Below are 17,807 nucleotides of genomic sequence, written 5' to 3'. Positions count from 1 at the left end.
CCCCTTCCGAAGCTGAGCCCCGGCCCCTCCTGAAGCGCCTTTATCCCCCGCGGACGCCGGTCGTAGGAGCCTGTACGGCAGAATGAGCCTGCGCGTACAGGCCCCAGGCCCCTGACCGATGGAACGGCGATATGACGAGTGCTGCGGTTGACGACGTCTCCTCCGACCGGGAGGACGGGAAGATCCCCGGCGCGGTCGGCGGCGGCCGCGTGTTCGCGCTGCTGCTGGTCGTCACGGGCGCGGCGGGGCTGCTGGCCGCGTGGGTGATCACGATCGACAAGTTCAAGCTGCTGGAGGACCCCGATTTCACTCCGGGGTGCAGCCTGAACCCGGTGGTGTCCTGCGGCAACATCATGAAGAGCGACCAGGCGTCGGTCTTCGGCTTCCCCAACCCGATGCTCGGGCTCGCCGCGTACTCCGTGGTCATCGCCATCGGCATGGGCCTGCTCGCCGGGGCCCGCTACCGCGGCTGGTTCTGGCTGGGGCTGAACGCGGGGACGCTCTTCGGCGTCGGGTTCTGCACCTGGCTCCAGTACCAGTCGCTGTACAACATCAACTCGCTCTGCCTGTGGTGCTGTCTCGCCTGGGTCGCCACGATCCTGATGTTCTGGTACGTCACCGCCCACAACATCCGCCACCGGGTGCTGCCCGCGCCCGGCTGGCTGCGCGGCTTCCTCGACGAGTTCACCTGGGTGCTGCCCGCGCTGCACATCGGGATCATCGGGATGCTGATCCTGACCCGCTGGTGGGACTTCTGGACGAGCTGACAGCGCCGACAGCTCTGTCAGTTCTGTCAGTGGGCTGGCATAGGCTTCACCCGTGGAGCCCGACCTCTTTACCGCAGCCGCCGAAGACCGCCAGGAGAAGGACCCGTCGGCCAGCCCCCTGGCCGTCCGGATGCGCCCCCGTGTCGTCGACGAGGTCGTCGGCCAGAGGCATCTGCTGAAGCCGGGATCCCCGCTGCGCCGGCTGGTGGGCGAGGGCGGCGGCGGCCCCGCGGGCCCCTCGTCGGTGATCCTCTGGGGCCCGCCCGGCACCGGGAAGACGACCCTCGCCTACGTCGTCTCCAAGGCCACCAACAAGCGCTTCGTCGAGCTGTCCGCCATCACCGCGGGCGTCAAGGAGGTCCGCGCCGTCATCGACGGGGCGCGGCGGGCCTCCGGCGGCTTCGGCAAGGAAACGGTCCTTTTCCTCGACGAGATCCACCGCTTCAGCAAGGCCCAGCAGGACTCCCTGCTGCCCGCGGTGGAGAACCGCTGGGTGACGCTGATCGCCGCCACCACGGAGAACCCGTACTTCTCGGTGATCTCCCCCCTGCTCTCCCGCTCCCTGCTGCTCACGCTGGAACCGCTCACGGACGAGGACCTGCGCGCCCTGCTGCGGCGGGCGCTCACCGAGGAGCGTGGTCTCGGGGACGCCGTCACCCTGCCCGAGGACGCGGAGGCGCATCTGCTGCGGGTGGCGGGCGGCGACGCCCGGCGGGCGCTGACCGCGCTGGAGGCGGCGGCCGGCGCCGCGCTCGCCAAGAGCGAGAAGGAGATCACCCTCCAGACCGTCGAGGAGACCGTCGACCGCGCGGCGGTGATGTACGACCGGGACGGCGACCAGCACTACGACGTGGCGAGCGCGCTGATCAAGTCGATCCGCGGCTCCGACGTGGACGCCGCGCTGCACTATCTGGCCCGGATGATCGACGCGGGGGAGGATCCCCGGTTCATCGCCAGACGGCTGATGATCTCGGCGAGCGAGGACATCGGTCTCGCCGATCCGACCGCGCTGCCGATCGCGGTCGCCGCCGCCCAGGCCGTGGCCATGATCGGCTTCCCGGAGGCCGCCCTCACCCTCAGCCACGCCACCATCGCGCTGGCGCTCGCGCCCAAGTCCAACGCCGCCACGACCGCGATCTCGGCGGCCCTGGAGGATGTGAAGAAGGGGCTGACGGGCCAGGTCCCGGCGCATCTGCGCGACGGCCACTACAAGGGCGCGGCCAAGCTCGGCCATGCCCAGGGCTACATCTATCCGCACGACGTCCCGGGCGGTATCGCGGCCCAGCAGTACGCGCCGGAGCCGGTGCGCGGCAGGCGTTACTACGAGCCCACGCGGTACGGCGCGGAGGCGCGTTACGCGGACGTGGTCGACAAGGTGCGCGAGCGGCTGCGCGGCGACGGCGGCTGAGTCTCCCGGCGGGCGCCGGCGGTGCCGGACCGCGGGCGTCCGCGGTGCCCGGTCGGGCGCTGCCGCGGGTCAGCGGGCGGCCGCGTCGAAGAGTGTGTGCATCGCGTGGCGCAGCTCGTTGACGTTCCGCACCGGCTCGGGGAAGTCGAAGCGGGCGTCGAAGCACCGGACGCCGGTGAAGCGCACCCGCAGCCCGAAGCGGTCGAGCCCCACCGGTACGGCCGCGGTCCCGGCGGCCGAGGCGGCCGCGGTCCGCTCGCCGAGCAGCGCGCGCAGCGACCGTACCTCGGCGCCGTGCGCGGAGTGGAGGTGCTGCAACAGCTCCGCCTCGTGCTCCACCAGCGGGTCGGGGGTGGCCTTCACGAAGTCCTCGGGTTCCACGGATTCGGCGCCCCACAGGTCGTCCACGCACGCCTCGCCGATCTCCAGGCGCAGCGTCATCCGGCCGGCGTCCGCCAGGCCGGGTTCGCGGGTGAGCCAGCCGGAGAGCCAGGCCCGGCCGCGGATACGGTGGGGCACGGAGACGGGCGCGACGTCGGTGAGCTCCAGCACCGCGTGGAGTTCGTCGTCCTGCGCGTGGGTGGCGGCCCGTACCGCGGGGGAGTCCGACGCGAAGACAAGGAACACCTCGCCGTCCGGGCCCACGGACCGCACGTCGGGCATGAGCTGGTAGGGGGACCTGGCCCCGTGCAGACCGGGGATGAACAGCACCGCCGAGCATGTACCCTGTACGAGAGTTCGTGTGCGTTCGGCTGCTGACGGCATCCGATCGATTTCAAGCCCGCTGGGACGCGGCTGACCATGAGCTGATCGGACCTCCGTCGATTCGTCGCTCTGCGCGCCGAGCTTGTCTGTGATGTCCGTGATGCGCGTGGTGTTCCCAGGGCGAGACATGCGATCTCCTTAAGTAAGGTGAGCCTAACCTAACCTACAACGGAGGTCTGGAGAACGTGCCTAACCAGTCGCGTCCCAAGGTCAAGAAGTCGCGTGCGCTCGGTATCGCCCTGACGCCCAAGGCCGTCAAGTACTTCGAGGCCCGTCCTTACCCGCCGGGTGAGCACGGTCGTGGACGCAAGCAGAACAGTGACTACAAGGTCCGTCTGCTGGAGAAGCAGCGCCTGCGCGCCCAGTACGACATCAGCGAGCGCCAGATGGCCCGCGCCTACGACCGCGCCAAGAAGGCCGGCGGCAAGACGGGCGAGGCCCTGGTCGTCGAGCTGGAGCGCCGTCTCGACGCGCTCGTCCTGCGGTCGGGCATCGCCCGCACCATCTACCAGGCCCGTCAGATGGTCGTGCACGGTCACATCGAGGTCAACGGTGGCAAGGTCGACAAGCCGTCGTTCCGTGTCCGTCCCGACGACGTCGTGATGGTCCGCGAGCGCAGCCGCGACAAGGTCCCCTTCCAGGTCGCCCGCGAGGGTGGCTACGACACGGAGGGCGAGACCCCGCGCTACCTCCAGGTCAACCTGAAGGCGCTGGCCTTCCGCCTGGACCGCGACCCGAACCGCAAGGAGATCCCGGTCATCTGCGACGAGCAGCTCGTCGTCGAGTACTACGCCCGCTGACCCGGACGCGGTAGCTCCACCACGCTTCGGCCCGCCGTCTCCCCGCCCCTCGCGGACGGAGAGCCGGCGGGCTTTCGCGTGGACCCTCCCACCTGTCCGCGCGACCTCTAATCCGGTACGGGGCGGGGGCGTCGGCGCGATAAGGTCGGAGGACGACTTTCCAGTCGCCTGTCAGGTGTCAGTGACCTTCTGTCGTGTCAGTGACCCGCTGCCAGGGGCGTTCGACGATCAGGGAGCGGTGCGGCGTGACCGGTGGAGAGGTTGCCGGAATCCTGGTGGCCGTGTTCTGGGCCATCCTGGTCTCCTTCCTCGCCGTGGTGCTGGTGAGGCTGGCCCAGACGCTCAAGGCGACCACCCGGCTGGTGGCGGACATCACCGAACAGGCGGTCCCCCTGCTCGCGGACGCGTCCGCGACGGTCCGGTCCGCGCAGACCCAGCTCGACCGGGTCGACGCGATCGCGTCGGACGTCCAGGAAGTCACCTCGAACGCCTCGGCGCTCTCCACCACGGTCGCCTCGACGTTCGGTGGCCCCCTCGTCAAGGTCGCGGCGTTCGGCTACGGCGTACGCCAGGCCATGGGACGCCGGGGCGCGCCCGCCGCCGGGAGCGAGCCCACGGAGCGGGCCACCCGCCGTACGGTCGTCGTCGGCCGGGCGCTCCCCGCCGCCCGGCTCAGGAAGAAGAAGGGCTGACCGCAGCGATGTTCCGCCGTACGTTCTGGTTCACCGCGGGCGCCGCAGCCGGCGTCTGGGCCACCGCCAAGGTCAACCGTAAGCTCAAGCAGCTCACCCCGGAGAGCCTCGCCGCCCAGGCGGCGAACAAGGCGATCGACGCCGGACACAAGGTCAGGGAGTTCGCCGTCGACGTACGCTCCGGAATGGTGCGGCGCGAGGCCGAGCTCGGTGAGGCACTGGGCCTGGACGCACCGGCGGACCACGCGCTGCCCGCCCCGCGCAGGCTCGCCGCGATCGAGCACCCCCGCAGAACCACGACCACGCACTCCTACAACCCGCACAACCGGAATGAGGACCACTGATGGAGTCGGCTGAAATTCGTCGCCGCTGGCTGAGCTTCTTCGAGGAGCGCGGTCACACCGTCGTCCCTTCGGCGTCGCTCATCGCGGACGACCCGACTCTGCTGCTGGTCCCGGCGGGCATGGTGCCCTTCAAGCCGTACTTCCTCGGCGAGGTCAAGCCCTCGTTCGACCGGGCCACCAGCGTGCAGAAGTGCGTCCGTACCCCGGACATCGAAGAGGTCGGCAAGACCACCCGGCACGGCACGTTCTTCCAGATGTGCGGCAACTTCTCCTTCGGCGACTACTTCAAGGAAGGCGCCATCACCTACGCCTGGGAGCTGCTGACCAGCTCCGTGGCGGACGGCGGCTACGGACTGGACCCGGAGCGCCTGTGGGTCACCGTCTACCTCGACGACGACGAGGCCGAGCAGATCTGGCGCGAGAAGATCGGCGTCCCCGCCGAGCGCATCCAGCGCCTCGGCAAGAAGGACAACTACTGGTCCATGGGCGTGCCGGGCCCCTGCGGCCCCTGCTCGGAGATCAACTACGACCGGGGCCCCGAGTTCGGCGTCGAGGGCGGTCCCGCCGTCAACGACGAGCGCTACGTGGAGATCTGGAACCTGGTCTTCATGCAGTACGAGCGTGGCGCCGGGGAGGGCAAGGAGGACTTCCCGATCCTCGGTGAGCTGCCCTCCAAGAACATCGACACCGGTCTCGGTCTCGAACGTCTCGCCATGATCCTCCAGGGCGTACAGAACATGTACGAGACGGACACGCTCCGGGTCGTCATGGACAAGGCCACCGAGCTGACCGGCGTGCGCTACGGCGCCGAGCACGGCTCGGACGTCTCGCTGCGCGTGGTCGCCGACCACATCCGTACGTCCACGATGCTCATCGGCGACGGCGTCACCCCGGGCAACGAGGGGCGCGGCTATGTCCTGCGCCGCATCATGCGCCGCGCCATCCGCAACATGCGCCTGCTCGGCGCCACGGAGCCGGTCGTCGCCGCCCTGGTCGACGTGGTCATCAGGACCATGGGCGAGCAGTACCCGGAGCTGGAGACCGATCGCAAGCGCATCGAGACCGTCGCCCTCGCCGAGGAGGCCGCCTTCCTCAAGGCCCTCAAGGGCGGCACGAACATTCTCGACACCGCCGTCACCGAGACCAAGGCCGCCGGTGGCCAGGTGCTCCCCGGCGACAAGGCGTTCCTGCTCCACGACACCTGGGGCTTCCCCATCGACCTCACCCTGGAGATGGCCTCGGAACAGGGCCTCTCCGTGGACGAGGAGGGCTTCCGGCGGCTCATGAAGGAGCAGCGGGAGCGGGCCAAGGCCGACGCCAAGGCCAAGAAGTCCGGCCACGCCGACCTCTCCGCCTACCGCTCGGTCGCCGACGCCGGCGGCTCCACCGAGTTCACCGGCTACACCGCCACCGAGGGCGAGTCGACCGTGGTCGGCCTGCTCGTCGACGGGGTGCCGTCGCCCGCCGCCACCGAGGGCGACGACGTCGAGATCGTCCTCGACCGCACGCCCTTCTACGCCGAGGGCGGCGGCCAGCTCGCCGACCAGGGCCGGATCCGGCTCGACAGCGGCGCCGTCGTCCAGATCCACGACGTCCAGCAGCCCGTCCCCGGTGTCTCCGTGCACAAGGGAACGGTGCAGGTCGGCGAGGTGACGGTGGGCGCCTCCGCGTACGCCGCCATCGATCTGAACCGCCGCCGGGCCATCGCCCGGGCCCACAGCGCCACCCACCTCACCCACCAGGCGCTGCGCGACGCCCTCGGTCCGACGGCCGCCCAGGCCGGTTCGGAGAACTCCCCGGGCCGCTTCCGCTTCGACTTCGGCTCGCCCGCCGCCGTACCGGGCACGGTGCTCCTCGACGTCGAGCAGAAGATCAACGAGGTGCTCGCCCGGGAGCTGGACGTCCAGGCCGAGGTCATGTCGATCGACGAGGCCAAGAAGCAGGGCGCCATCGCCGAGTTCGGCGAGAAGTACGGCGAGCGGGTCCGGGTCGTCACCATCGGGGACTTCTCCAAGGAGCTGTGCGGCGGCACGCACGTCCACAACACCGCCCAGCTCGGCCTGGTGAAGCTGCTCGGCGAGTCGTCGATCGGCTCCGGGGTGCGGCGTATCGAGGCCCTGGTCGGAGTGGACGCGTACAACTTCCTGGCCAGGGAGCACAGTGTCGTCGCCCAGCTCCAGGAACTGGTCAAGGGCCGCTCCGAGGAACTCCCCGAGAAGATCGCCGGGATGCTCGGCAAGCTCAAGGACGCCGAGAAGGAGATCGAGAAGTTCCGCGCGGAGAAGGTGCTCGCCGCCGCCGCCGGACTGGCCGACTCCGCCAAGGACGTACGGGGCACGGCGCTGGTCACCGGGCAGGTCCCGGACGGCACCTCGGCCGACGACCTGCGCAAGCTCGTCCTCGACGTGCGCGGTCGCATCCGTGGCGACCGGCCGGTGGTCGTGGCGCTGTTCACCACGGCCGGCGGCCGTCCGCTGACGGTCATCGCCACCAACGAGGCCGCCCGCGAGCGCGGGCTCAAGGCCGGTGACCTGGTGCGTACCGCCGCCAAGACCCTCGGAGGCGGAGGCGGCGGCAAGCCGGACGTCGCCCAGGGCGGTGGCCAGAACCCGGCGGCCATCGGGGACGCCGTCGCCGCCGTCGAGCGCCTCGTCGCCGAGACCGCCTGAGGGGCGGGCACCGCATGAGCGGTATGCGCAGAGGACGCCGGCTCGCGATCGACGTCGGGGACGCCCGGATCGGGGTCGCCTCGTGCGACCCCGACGGGATCCTCGCCACGCCGGTGGAGACCGTGCCGGGACGCGACGTCCCGGCCGCCCACCGGCGGCTGCGGGGGATCGTCGAGGAGTACGAACCCGTCGAAGTACTGGTCGGGCTGCCCCGCTCCCTCAACGGGGGAGAGGGGCCGGCCGCCGCGAAGGTGCGGGTGTTCGCCCAGGAGCTGGCGCGGGGCATCACACCCGTGCCGGTACGACTGGTCGATGAGCGGATGAGCACAGTGACGGCCAGTCAAGGGCTGCGCGCTTCGGGCGTTAAGTCCAAGAAAGGGCGGTCCGTTATCGACCAAGTGGCGGCAGTTGTCATCCTCCAGAGCGCGCTGGAGGCCGAACGGGTATCAGGTAATCCTCCCGGCGAGAGCGTCGAAGTGGTCATCTGATCGCGGTACGGTAACGTTCCGCGCGATGCGGCGGTGTTCGAACAGCCACCGCACAGCAAAGAGGCGAAACGGACGCCGTGCCACTGCGGTCAGCGGCCGCGCCTCGCGGCTCAAGGGGATCGATGACTGACTATGGCCGGGGCCCCGGCTCCGCACCGTGGCACCCCGGGGACCCTCTGTACGGGGACTCGGGGTGGGCGGCACAGCAGGCCACCGACGGCAGCGGTTCCTCCTACGGAGGGCAGCAGCAGTACCCGCAGCAGTCGCAGGCGCAGGCGCAGTACGGGGGGACGCAGGACCCGTACCAGCAGCAGTACCCGCAGCAGCCGCAGCACCCTCAGTACCAGGGCGGTCAGCCCGAGTACGGTGCTCAGCAGTACGGCGGCCAGCAGTACGGCACGCAGCAGCAACCGCAGTACCAGGAGCAGCCGCAGCAGGGGCCGTACGGCGGCCAGCAGCACCCGCAGCACCACCCCCAGCAGCAGTACGCCGATCCGCAGTACAACGACCCGCAGTACAACAGCGGTTGGGACAACGGCCAGCAGGCCGCGATGCCGTACGGGGCCACCGCCCCGGCCCCCTACGCGGGTGAGCACGGCAACTACGCGGAGAACCACGACTACTACGGCACCCCCGACGCCTACCCGCCCCCGCAGCCCCCCGGCCGGCGGCAGCCCGACCCCGAGCCCCAGGCCGAACCCGATCCGGCCGAGGCCGAGGCGGACACGCCGGAGAAGGAGAAGCACCCCTTCTTCACCGGTGAGGGCGGCGACGGGGACGACGACGGCGGCGAGGGCCGCGGCGGCGAGGGCCGCGAGCGCCGCGGCAAGACGAAGAAGAAAAAGAAGAGCCGCAACGGCACGGCCTGCCTGGTCGTCGCCGTGGTCTTCATCGGCGGCGCCGGCGGTATCGGCTATGTCGGCTACCAGTTCTGGGAGAGCAAATTCGGCCCGCCGCCGGACTTTGCGGGCGCGGGCTCCGGCGATGTCGAGGTGGAAATTCCGTCGGGCGCCGGCGGCTATGAGATCGGCGCCATTCTGGTGAAGAACGGCGTGGTGAAGAGCCAGCGCGCCTTCGTCGCCGCACAGAAGCAGAACCCCAAGGGAAATACGATCCAGGCGGGCGTCTACATTCTCGGCAAGGAGATGTCGGCGCGGAACGCGGTCACGAAGATGCTCAGTCCGAGCAGCCGGAACGCGCTGATCTTCCCCGAGGGCAAGCGCAACGAATTCGTCTACGAGCAGATCGACAAGCGGCTCGGACTCAAGAAGGGCGAGACGGCGGCCGTCGCCAAGGCGCAGGCGAAGAACCTGGGTCTCCCGACTTGGGCCAACGACAACAGGGATATAAAGGATCCGCTGGAGGGATTCCTCTTCCCGGCGAGCTACCCGGTCGCGAAGGGGACGAAGCCGGAGACCGTCCTCAAGAAGATGGTCGCCCGCGCCAAGGTCGAATACGAGAAACAGAATCTCGAAGCCGAGGCGAAGAAGCTGAAGCTGAAGTCGCCGCTCCAGCTGATCACCGTCGCGAGCCTCGTCCAGGCGGAGGGCAAGTACAAGCACGACTTCGACAAGGTCGCCCGCGTCGTCTACAACCGGCTGCAGCCGGAGAACACCGAGACCGTCGGCCGTCTGGAGTTCGACTCCACCGTCAACTACATCAAGAGCCAGAGCAGGCTGGATCTCGGCGCGGTCGACGACCTGCGCAGGATCAAGGACCCGTACAACACGTACGACATCAAGGGCCTGCCGCCCGGTCCGATCGGCAACCCGGGCGCCGACGCCCTGCACTCGGCGATCAACCCGGCGGACGGTCCCTGGTACTACTTCGTCTCGGTCACCTCGGACAGGACGCTCTTCGCCGTCACCAACGAGGAGCACGAGGCGAACCGCCAGGAGTACGAGAGGGAAAGCAAGAAACAGTGATGTCACCACGGCGAGCGGCGGTCCTCGGATCGCCCATCGCTCATTCCCTTTCCCCGGCGCTGCACCGCGCCGCGTACGCGGCGCTCGGCCTGGACCAGTGGTCGTACGGTCGGTTCGAGGTGGACGAGGCCGGGCTCCCCGGATTCCTCGAAGAGGTGCGGGGCGACCCCTCCTGGGCGGGGCTGTCACTGACCATGCCGCTCAAGCGGGCCGTCATCCCGCTGCTGGACGAGATCACCGGCACCGCGGCCTCGGTGGAGGCGGTCAACACGGTCGTCTTCGGCGAGGGCGGCCGGCGCACCGGCGACAACACGGACATCCCCGGCATGATCGCCGCGCTCCGCGAGCGTGGCGTGGAGAAGGTGGAGACGGCGGCGATCCTCGGGGCGGGCGCGACCGCCTCGTCCGCGCTCGCGGCCCTCGCCGTGGTCTGCGCCGGCCCCGTCACCGCGTACGTGCGCAGCGAGGCCCGCGCCACCGAGATGCGCGGCTGGGGCGAGCGGCTCGGGGTCGAGGTCCGGATCGCCGACTGGGCGGAGGCCGACGGAGCGCTGGGCGCGCCGCTGGTGATCGCCACCACCCCGGCGGGCACCGCCGATGTGCTCGCCGACGCGGTCCCGGGGGCGCCGGGCACCCTCTTCGACGTGCTGTACGAGCCGTGGCCGACGCCGCTCGCGGCGGCCTGGTCCGGGCGCGGCGGAGCCCTCGTGAGCGGGCTCGATCTGCTGGTCCACCAGGCGGCGCTCCAGGTGGAACTGATGACGGGCCGCTCGCCCGCGCCGCTCGACGTGATGCGCGAGGCCGGCACCGCGGCGCTCGGCTGACGCGGACCGGGCCACTACGTCCGGCCCGTCGGACGCGGTGGTCCGGTCTGCGGACCGCTGCCCGCCGCCGGTCCCCGTCGTGGGAGAATCGGACAAGGCGGGCCAGGGACGCGCACCCGGTCTCGCCGTTGTCGTTTCGGGCGCGCGCGAGTATGAGGAGCACCGTTGAGCAGGTTGCGCTGGCTGACCGCGGGGGAGTCCCACGGACCCGCACTCGTGGCGACGCTGGAGGGTCTTCCCGCCGGTGTGCCCATCACCACGGAGATGGTGGCGGACCACCTGGCCCGGCGCCGCCTCGGCTACGGCCGCGGTGCCCGGATGAAGTTCGAGCGGGACGAGGTCACCTTCCTCGGCGGGGTACGGCACGGCCTGACGATGGGCTCGCCCGTCGCGATCATGGTGGGCAACACCGAGTGGCCCAAGTGGGAGCAGGTCATGTCGGCCGACCCGGTCGACCCCGCGGAGCTGGCCCAGCTCGCGCGCAACGCCCCGCTGACCCGGCCCAGGCCCGGTCACGCGGACCTCGCGGGCATGCAGAAGTACGGCTTCGACGAGGCCCGTCCCGTACTGGAGCGCGCCAGCGCCCGGGAGACGGCCGCGCGGGTGGCGCTCGGCGCCGTGGCGCGCTCGTACCTGAAGGAGACGGCCGGGATCGAGATCGTCTCCCATGTCGTCGAGCTGGCCGCGGCGAAGGCCCCGTACGGGGTCTACCCGGAGCCGTCCGACGTGGCGAGGCTCGACGCCGACCCGGTGCGCTGTCTGGACGCCGACGCGAGCAAGGCGATGGTCGCGGAGATCGACCAGGCCCACAAGGACGGCGACACCCTCGGCGGGGTCGTCGAGGTGCTGGCGTACGGCGTGCCGGTCGGACTCGGCTCGCACGTCCACTGGGACCGCAGGCTCGATGCCCGGCTCGCCGCCGCGCTCATGGGCATCCAGGCCATCAAGGGCGTCGAGGTCGGCGACGGCTTCGGGCTGGCCCGGGTGCCGGGCTCGAAGGCGCACGACGAGATCGTCCCGACCGCCGACGGCATCCGGCGCGCCTCCGGCCGCTCCGGCGGCACCGAGGGCGGGCTGACCACCGGTGAGCTGCTGCGCGTACGGGCCGCGATGAAGCCCATCGCGACCGTGCCGCGTGCGCTGGCCACCGTCGACGTGGCCACCGGCGAGGTGACCAGCGCCCACCACCAGCGCTCCGACGTGTGCGCCGTGCCGGCCGCCGGCATCGTCGCCGAGGCGATGGTCGCGCTGACCCTCGCCGACGCGGTCGCGGAGAAGTTCGGCGGCGACAGTGTCACGGAGACGCGCCGCAACGTCGACTCGTACCTCGACAACCTCCGGATCCGATGAGCGCCCCGGATCCGGCGAACGGGCCGGTGGTCGTCCTCGTCGGCCCCATGGGCGTCGGCAAGTCGACGGTCGGTGAACTGCTCGCCGCGCGGCTCGGCACCGCCTTCCGCGACAGCGACGCCGACATCGTCGCCGCCCAGGGCCGGTCCATCTCGGAGATCTTCGTCGACGACGGCGAGTCGCACTTCCGGGAGCTGGAGCGCGCGGCGGTACGGCGCGCGCTCGCCGAGCACCCCGGCGTCCTCGCGCTCGGCGGCGGCGCGGTCCTCGACGCCGCCACCCGCGCGGAACTGACCGGGCTGCCCGTGGTCTACCTCTCGATGGAGGTCGCCGAGGCGGCCCGGCGGACCGGGCTCAACACGGCGCGCCCGCTGCTGGCCGTCAACCCCCGCCAGCAGTGGAAGAAGCTGATGGAGGGGCGCCGCCACCTGTACACGGAGGTGGCCAGGGTCTGCGTCGCCACCGACGACCGCGCACCCGAAGAGGTCGTGGACACCGTCCTCGACGCGCTGGAGCTCACCCCTCCTCCGGCGGAAGAGCTCAGGACCCCCGGCAAGGAGAACCCCGTATGACGGACCAGGCAGTCACCCGTATTCAGGTCGGCGGCACCGCGGGGCACGACCCGTACGAGGTGCTGGTCGGCCGGCAGCTCCTGGGCGAGCTGCCCGGGCTGATCGGGCCGCGGGTCCGGCGGATCGCCGTCATCCACCCCGAGGCACTGGCGGACACCGGCGAGGCGCTCCGCGCGGACCTCGCCGAGCAGGGGTACGAGGCCGTCGCGATCCAGGTGCCGAACGCCGAGGAGGCGAAGACCGCCGAGGTCGCCGCGTACTGCTGGAAGGCGCTCGGCCAGACCGGTTTCACCCGCAGCGATGTGATCATCGGCGTGGGCGGCGGCGCCACCACCGACCTGGCCGGGTTCGTCGCCGCGACCTGGCTGCGCGGGGTGCGCTGGATCGCCGTACCGACGACCGTGCTCGGCATGGTCGACGCGGCCGTGGGCGGCAAGACCGGCATCAACACCGCCGAGGGCAAGAACCTCGTCGGCGCCTTCCACCCGCCCGCCGGGGTGCTCTGCGACCTCGCCGCGCTGGACTCCCTCGGGGTCCACGACTACGTCAGCGGCATGGCGGAGATCATCAAGGCGGGCTTCATCGCGGACCCGGCCATCCTGGAGCTGGTCGAGGCCGACCCGGAGGGCGCCCGGGCGCCGTCGGGGCCGCACACCGCCGAGCTGATCGAGCGGTCGATCCGGGTCAAGGCCGAGGTCGTCTCCAACGACCTCAAGGAGTCCGGTCTCCGGGAGATCCTCAACTACGGCCACACCCTGGCGCACGCCATCGAGAAGAACGAGCGCTACAAGTGGCGGCACGGCGCCGCCGTCTCCGTCGGCATGGTCTTCGCCGCCGAACTGGGCCGGCTGGCCGGCCGGCTCGACGACGCGACCGCCGACCGGCACCGCGCCGTACTGGAGTCCGTCGGCCTCCCGCTGACCTACCGCGGCGACCAGTGGCCCAAGCTGCTGGAGACGATGAAGGTCGACAAGAAGTCCCGCGGTGACCTGCTGCGCTTCATCGTGCTCGACGGCCTCGGCAAGCCGACCGTGCTGGAGGGCCCGGACCCGGCGGTGCTGCTCGCGGCGTACGGGGAGGTGTCGGCGTGACCCGGCGGGTCCTCGTCCTCAACGGGCCCAACCTGGGCCGCCTCGGCTCACGCGAGCCCGACGTGTACGGGGCGACGTCGTACGCCGGGCTGGTGGACGCCTGCCGCGACCTCGGCAAGGAGCTGGGGCTCGACGTCGACGTACGGGAGACGAACGACGAGGGCGAGCTGATCCGCTGGCTCCACGAGGCCGCGGACGGCGCCCTGCCGGTCGTCCTCAACCCCGGCGCGTTCACCCACTACTCGTACGCGATGCGGGACGCGGCGGCGCAGCGCACGGCGCCGCTGATCGAGGTGCACATCTCGAACCCGTACGCGCGCGAGGAGTTCCGCCACACCTCGGTGGTCGCGGCCGTCGCCAGCGGTATGGTCGCGGGCTTCGGCATCGGCTCGTACCGGCTCGCGCTGCGCGCTCTCGCCGACGAACTGACGAGCTGACCGCCCTGACGGGACGGACCGGGGTGCGCGGGCGCCGCCGCCCGCGCACCCGGCCGTTCCCACGGCGGCGGCCGGGGGCGGTACCGTTCGGTGGCGCGGCCCCGCCGGGCCCCGCAGACCAGCGTCAGTCGTACGAGACGGAGTGGCACCGGATGCAGCACTCAGTGGGGGTTCCGCTGCCGCCTCCCCAGGGACCAGGGCGGGGCACGGGGGGATGGCCGCCGCAGGCACACGCCGCGCACCAGGCCCACGGCATGTACCCGGGACAGGGCCCGCAGGGGCCGCCCGGTCCGCAGGGGCCACATGGACCGCACCAGGCCCCTGGCGCGCAGCAGACACAGGGGCCACAGGGGCCACAGGGGTCTCACCAGCCTCCCGGGCATCCTCGGCCCGCGGGGCCGCCCGCGCCGCAAGGACCCCCGGCGCCCCCCGGCGCGCGGGGCCGGTCCCCTCAGCCCCCTCAGCCTCAGATTCCGGGCCAGCACCCGGGACCACCTCCCGGGCCCGCGCCGGGGCACGGACACGGCCCCGTGCCGCCGCCCGGTCCGGGTACCGGGCCGCCGCCCCCGGACGTCACCGGGCATGTCCAGTTGCCGCCCGGCGGACCCGTGCCGATCCCCGCCGTGCCGCCGGCCGACAGTGGCACGGGCACCGCGACGCTCGCGGTCCTGCTGATCGGGCCCGCGGGCGCGGGCAAGACGACCGTCGCCCGGCACTGGGCGAGCAGCCGCCGGGTGCCCACCGCGCACATCAGCCTGGACGACGTCCGCGAATGGGTCTGTGCGGGCTTCGCCGACCCGCAGTCCGGCTGGAACGACCACTCCGAGGCGCAGTACCGGCTGGCCCGCCGCACCTGCGGCTTCGCCGCGCGCAACTTCCTCGCCAATGGCATCTCCTGCATCCTCGACGACGCGGTCTTCCCGGACCGCCCGGTCGTCGGGCTCGGCGGCTGGAAGCGCCATGTCGGCCCCGGACTGCTCCCCGTGGTCCTGCTCCCCGGCCTGGAGATCGTGCTGGAGCGCAACGCCGAGCGCAGCGGCAACCGCCGGCTGGCCGACGAGGAGGTCGCGGGCATCCACGGCCGGATGGCCGGCTGGTACGGCTCGGGGCTGCCCATCATCGACAACTCCAAGTACGACGTGGAGACCACCGCCCGGGTCCTGGACGACGTCCTGGCCCGCGCGCTGGCCTCGCCGCCGAGCTGGTGAGCCGCCCCCCGGGGCCACCGCGGGGGCTCCCGCGACGGCCCCGGGGGTTCCCCGGTCGGACGCGCTGAACCGGCCGGGTGAGGTGCACACTCGTACCATCGGGTCATGTCAGACGTGCATGCGGTCCGCCGCGCGCGGCTGCGTGACCGGTACGCCGCCGCGGGCAACGACGCGGCGCTGGTCTCCCGGCCCGCCAACGTCCGCTACCTCGCGGGCGGGGCGCCGCCCGGCGCCGTACTGCTGCTCGGCCCGTACGACGACGACACGCTGCTCTGCCCGCCCGCCCCGGGCCACGGGGGCGAGGACGGGCACGCGCCGGTCGACGAACAGCTGCGCCGCACCGCCGTACCGACCAGCGGCGACCCCGCCGTGGCGGCCGCGGGCCTCCTCACCCCGTCCGCCGCGGGCAGACTCGCCGTCGAGGAGCACCACCTCACCGTCGCCCGGCACCGGGCGATCGGCGCCGTCGCGCCCGCCCTGCGCCTCACGGACCTCGGCTGCGCCGTCGAGCAGCAGCGGATCGTGAAGGACGAGGAGGAGATCGCCTGTCTGCGGATCGCCGCGGAGATCGCCGACCACGCGCTGGGGGAGCTGCTGGAGTCGATCCTGGTGGGCCGCACGGAGCGGCATCTCGCGCTGGAGCTGGAGCGGCGGCTCGTCGACCACGGCGCCGACGGCCCCGCCTTCCCGACCGTCGTGGCCACCGGGCCGCACTCGGGCCGCCCCGGGCACCGTCCCTCGGACCGGCGGGTCGAGGAGGGCGATTTCCTCTCGGTCGGTCTCGGTGCCGACTACCGCGGATACCGCTGTCTCATCGGCCGTACGTTCGTGATCGGGACCTCCCCGGCCGACTGGCAGATCGAGCTGTACGAGCTGGTCTTCGCGGCACAACGGGCAGGTCGGGAGGGGCTGGTGCCCGGCGCGGGCTACCGCGACGTGGACCGCGCGACGCGGTATCCGCTGGAGGCCGCCGGGCACGGCGAGGGGCTCGCGCCCCGTACGGGACACGGTGTCGGACTCGAAATCGACGAGGACCCGCAGCTCGCTCCCGCGGCCATGGGTAAACTGGACGCTCGTGTGCCGGTCACCGTCGGACCGGGGGTCCACCTCCCGGGCCGGGGCGGTGTCCGGATCGATGACACGCTCGTCGTCCGCCCCGAGGCGGACGGCGGACCCGAGCTACTCACCATCACGACCAAGGAGCTGCTCGCGCTTTAGCGCCGCGACCTGCAATGTCTGCCCCGAGGGCAGAGTTTGCCGGGAGGGGCGCTGGTGCCGCTGGCCGGCGATGTCCGCCCGCCGGGGCGGCGCGCGGCCCCCGGTCGTCCACCTGCTTTCAGTCCAGGAGATTCCGCAACCGTGGCTTCCACGAACGACCTCAAGAACGGCCTGGTGCTCAAGCTCGACGGAGGCCAGCTCTGGTCCGTCGTCGAGTTCCAGCACGTCAAGCCCGGCAAGGGCCCGGCCTTTGTGCGCACCAAGCTGAAGAACGTGCTCTCCGGCAAGGTCGTCGACAAGACCTTCAACGCCGGCGTGAAGGTCGAGGTGGCCACTGTCGACCGCCGCGACATGCAGTTCTCGTACATGGACGGCGAGTACTTCGTCTTCATGGACATGACGACGTACGACCAGCTCATGATCGACCGCAAGTCGGTCGGTGACGCGGCGAACTTCCTGATCGAGGGCTTCACCGCCACGGTCGCCACGCACGAGGGCGAGGTGCTCTACGTCGAGCTGCCCGCCGCGGTCGAGCTGGTCATCAAGCACACCGACCCGGGTGTCCAGGGCGACCGCTCCACCGGCGGCACCAAGCCGGCGACGCTGGAGACCGACTACGAGATCGGCGTCCCGCTCTTCATCACCACCGGCGAGAAGATCAAGGTCGACACCCGCACGGGCGACTACCTCGGCCGGGTGAACAGCTAGCCGTGGCTGCCAGGAGCAATGCCCGTAAGCGCGCGTTCCAGATCCTCTTCGAGGCCGATCAGCGCGGTACGTCCGTACAGAACGTTCTCGCGGACTGGATCAGGCACTCCCGCTCCGACGACCGGCAGCCGCCCGTCAGCGAGTTCACCATGGAACTGGTCGAGGGATACGCGGAGCACGTGGCCCGTATCGACGAGCTCATCGGCACCTACGCGGTGGACTGGGACCTCGACCGGATGCCGGTCGCCGACCGCAACATCGTGCGGCTCGGTACGTACGAACTGATCTGGCTGGACGGCACCCCGGACGCGGTGGCGATCGACGAGGCGGTCCAGCTCGCCAAGGAGTTCTCCACCGACGAGTCCCCGGCGTTCGTGAACGGCCTCCTCAGCCGCTTCAAGGACCTCAAGCCGAGTCTGCGCCGCGCCTGAGCGGCGGTCCGCCCTCACGCGCCGGACGGGATCAGCCAGCCCGCCCGGTACGTGAGGGCGCGCGTGTGTCCGGACCCGGGCCGGCCGGACGCCGGAAGCGCCGGAGGGCG

General features: G+C 71.5%; 18 protein-coding genes. 17 read left to right on the top strand and 1 reads right to left on the bottom strand.

Annotated elements, in window-relative coordinates:
• The first annotated feature begins 131 nt into the window (after positions 1 to 131).
• Positions 132 to 767, top strand: coding sequence for a vitamin K epoxide reductase family protein (locus AB0P17_RS21540; protein ID WP_365813226.1), 636 nt, complete (start codon positions 132 to 134; stop codon positions 765 to 767).
• A 52-nt stretch (positions 768 to 819) separates the two neighbouring features.
• The gene (locus tag AB0P17_RS21535; RefSeq protein WP_365813225.1) at positions 820 to 2,175 is read left to right on the top strand and encodes a replication-associated recombination protein A; all 1,356 of its coding nucleotides are present in this window, start codon (positions 820 to 822) and stop codon (positions 2,173 to 2,175) included.
• Positions 2,176 to 2,244: 69 nt separating this feature from the next.
• On the opposite strand, the gene AB0P17_RS21530 is transcribed toward AB0P17_RS21535, so the two are convergent.
• Positions 2,245 to 2,940, bottom strand: coding sequence for a DUF2470 domain-containing protein (locus tag AB0P17_RS21530; protein WP_365813223.1), 696 nt, complete (start codon positions 2,938 to 2,940; stop codon positions 2,245 to 2,247).
• Positions 2,941 to 3,125: 185 nt separating this feature from the next.
• On the opposite strand from AB0P17_RS21530, the gene rpsD reads away from it, so the two are divergent.
• The 15 genes from rpsD (at position 3,126) to nusB (ending at position 17,697) form a co-directional block, all read left to right on the top strand.
• A complete protein-coding gene (rpsD, locus tag AB0P17_RS21525) occupies positions 3,126 to 3,740 on the top strand; it encodes a 30S ribosomal protein S4 (protein WP_365813221.1) in 615 nt (204 codons plus the stop codon).
• A 245-nt stretch (positions 3,741 to 3,985) separates the two neighbouring features.
• Positions 3,986 to 4,432 carry a DUF948 domain-containing protein gene (locus AB0P17_RS21520; protein ID WP_365813219.1) on the top strand — a complete coding sequence of 149 codons (447 nt, stop codon included), beginning with the start codon at positions 3,986 to 3,988 and terminating at the stop codon, positions 4,430 to 4,432.
• An 8-nt stretch (positions 4,433 to 4,440) separates the two neighbouring features.
• Entirely contained in the window at positions 4,441 to 4,776 is a 336-nt protein-coding gene (locus AB0P17_RS21515) for a DUF6167 family protein (protein ID WP_365813217.1), read from the top strand.
• Positions 4,776 to 7,445: an alanine--tRNA ligase gene (alaS, locus tag AB0P17_RS21510; protein ID WP_365813215.1), complete on the top strand. Its 2,670-nt coding sequence runs from the start codon at positions 4,776 to 4,778 to the stop codon at positions 7,443 to 7,445. The genes AB0P17_RS21515 and alaS overlap by 1 nt, the downstream gene beginning before the upstream one ends.
• A 14-nt stretch (positions 7,446 to 7,459) precedes the next feature.
• A complete protein-coding gene (ruvX, locus tag AB0P17_RS21505) occupies positions 7,460 to 7,933 on the top strand; it encodes a Holliday junction resolvase RuvX (RefSeq protein WP_365813214.1) in 474 nt (157 codons plus the stop codon).
• 122 nt (positions 7,934 to 8,055) lie between these two features.
• Positions 8,056 to 9,858 (top strand): endolytic transglycosylase MltG, encoded by a 1,803-nt coding sequence (mltG, locus tag AB0P17_RS21500; protein ID WP_365813212.1) that lies wholly within the window; start codon positions 8,056 to 8,058, stop codon positions 9,856 to 9,858.
• Entirely contained in the window at positions 9,858 to 10,682 is an 825-nt protein-coding gene (locus AB0P17_RS21495; protein ID WP_365813210.1) for a shikimate dehydrogenase, read from the top strand. Before mltG ends, AB0P17_RS21495 begins: the two co-directional genes overlap by 1 nt.
• 165 nt (positions 10,683 to 10,847) lie before the next feature.
• Entirely contained in the window at positions 10,848 to 12,032 is a 1,185-nt protein-coding gene (gene aroC, locus AB0P17_RS21490; protein WP_365813208.1) for a chorismate synthase, read from the top strand.
• On the top strand, positions 12,029 to 12,604 hold the full coding sequence (locus AB0P17_RS21485) for a shikimate kinase (protein WP_365813206.1): 576 nt from the start codon (positions 12,029 to 12,031) through the stop codon (positions 12,602 to 12,604). Before aroC ends, AB0P17_RS21485 begins: the two co-directional genes overlap by 4 nt.
• On the top strand, positions 12,601 to 13,695 hold the full coding sequence (aroB, locus tag AB0P17_RS21480; protein WP_365813205.1) for a 3-dehydroquinate synthase: 1,095 nt from the start codon (positions 12,601 to 12,603) through the stop codon (positions 13,693 to 13,695). The genes AB0P17_RS21485 and aroB overlap by 4 nt, the downstream gene beginning before the upstream one ends.
• Complete coding sequence (aroQ, locus tag AB0P17_RS21475) at positions 13,692 to 14,132, top strand: type II 3-dehydroquinate dehydratase (protein WP_365813204.1); 441 nt, start codon at positions 13,692 to 13,694, stop codon at positions 14,130 to 14,132. Before aroB ends, aroQ begins: the two co-directional genes overlap by 4 nt.
• A gap of 152 nt (positions 14,133 to 14,284) precedes the next feature.
• The gene (locus AB0P17_RS21470) at positions 14,285 to 15,340 is read left to right on the top strand and encodes an AAA family ATPase (protein WP_365813202.1); all 1,056 of its coding nucleotides are present in this window, start codon (positions 14,285 to 14,287) and stop codon (positions 15,338 to 15,340) included.
• 105 nt (positions 15,341 to 15,445) lie between these two features.
• Complete coding sequence (locus AB0P17_RS21465; RefSeq protein WP_365813200.1) at positions 15,446 to 16,558, top strand: aminopeptidase P family protein; 1,113 nt, start codon at positions 15,446 to 15,448, stop codon at positions 16,556 to 16,558.
• 141 nt (positions 16,559 to 16,699) lie between these two features.
• Positions 16,700 to 17,266 (top strand): elongation factor P, encoded by a 567-nt coding sequence (gene efp, locus AB0P17_RS21460; protein ID WP_365813198.1) that lies wholly within the window; start codon positions 16,700 to 16,702, stop codon positions 17,264 to 17,266.
• A gap of 2 nt (positions 17,267 to 17,268) precedes the next feature.
• Positions 17,269 to 17,697, top strand: a complete 429-nt coding sequence (nusB, locus tag AB0P17_RS21455) for a transcription antitermination factor NusB (protein WP_365813196.1) — start codon at positions 17,269 to 17,271, stop codon at positions 17,695 to 17,697.
• Positions 17,698 to 17,807: the final 110 nt, after the last annotated feature.

Origin of the sequence: Streptomyces sp. NPDC088124 (assembly GCF_040685895.1) — a bacterium.
Lineage (GTDB): Bacteria > Actinomycetota > Actinomycetes > Streptomycetales > Streptomycetaceae > Streptomyces.
This window is presented reverse-complemented; position numbering and strand designations above follow the sequence as displayed.

Excerpts from the sequence above, each read along its gene's own strand:
- AB0P17_RS21470 (WP_365813202.1), top strand. The coding sequence starts at position 14,285 with ATGCAGCACTCAGTGGGGGTTCCGCTGCCGCCTCCCCAGGGACCAGGG.
- AB0P17_RS21465 (WP_365813200.1), top strand. The coding sequence starts at position 15,446 with ATGTCAGACGTGCATGCGGTCCGCCGCGCGCGGCTGCGTGACCGGTAC.
- AB0P17_RS21530 (WP_365813223.1), bottom strand. The coding sequence starts at position 2,940 with ATGCCGTCAGCAGCCGAACGCACACGAACTCTCGTACAGGGTACATGC.
- AB0P17_RS21495 (WP_365813210.1), top strand. The coding sequence starts at position 9,858 with ATGTCACCACGGCGAGCGGCGGTCCTCGGATCGCCCATCGCTCATTCC.
- AB0P17_RS21515 (WP_365813217.1), top strand. The coding sequence starts at position 4,441 with ATGTTCCGCCGTACGTTCTGGTTCACCGCGGGCGCCGCAGCCGGCGTC.
- AB0P17_RS21540 (WP_365813226.1), top strand. The coding sequence starts at position 132 with ATGACGAGTGCTGCGGTTGACGACGTCTCCTCCGACCGGGAGGACGGG.
- AB0P17_RS21485 (WP_365813206.1), top strand. The coding sequence starts at position 12,029 with ATGAGCGCCCCGGATCCGGCGAACGGGCCGGTGGTCGTCCTCGTCGGC.
- mltG (WP_365813212.1), top strand. The coding sequence starts at position 8,056 with ATGACTGACTATGGCCGGGGCCCCGGCTCCGCACCGTGGCACCCCGGG.
- aroB (WP_365813205.1), top strand. The coding sequence starts at position 12,601 with ATGACGGACCAGGCAGTCACCCGTATTCAGGTCGGCGGCACCGCGGGG.
- alaS (WP_365813215.1), top strand. The coding sequence starts at position 4,776 with ATGGAGTCGGCTGAAATTCGTCGCCGCTGGCTGAGCTTCTTCGAGGAG.
- ruvX (WP_365813214.1), top strand. The coding sequence starts at position 7,460 with ATGAGCGGTATGCGCAGAGGACGCCGGCTCGCGATCGACGTCGGGGAC.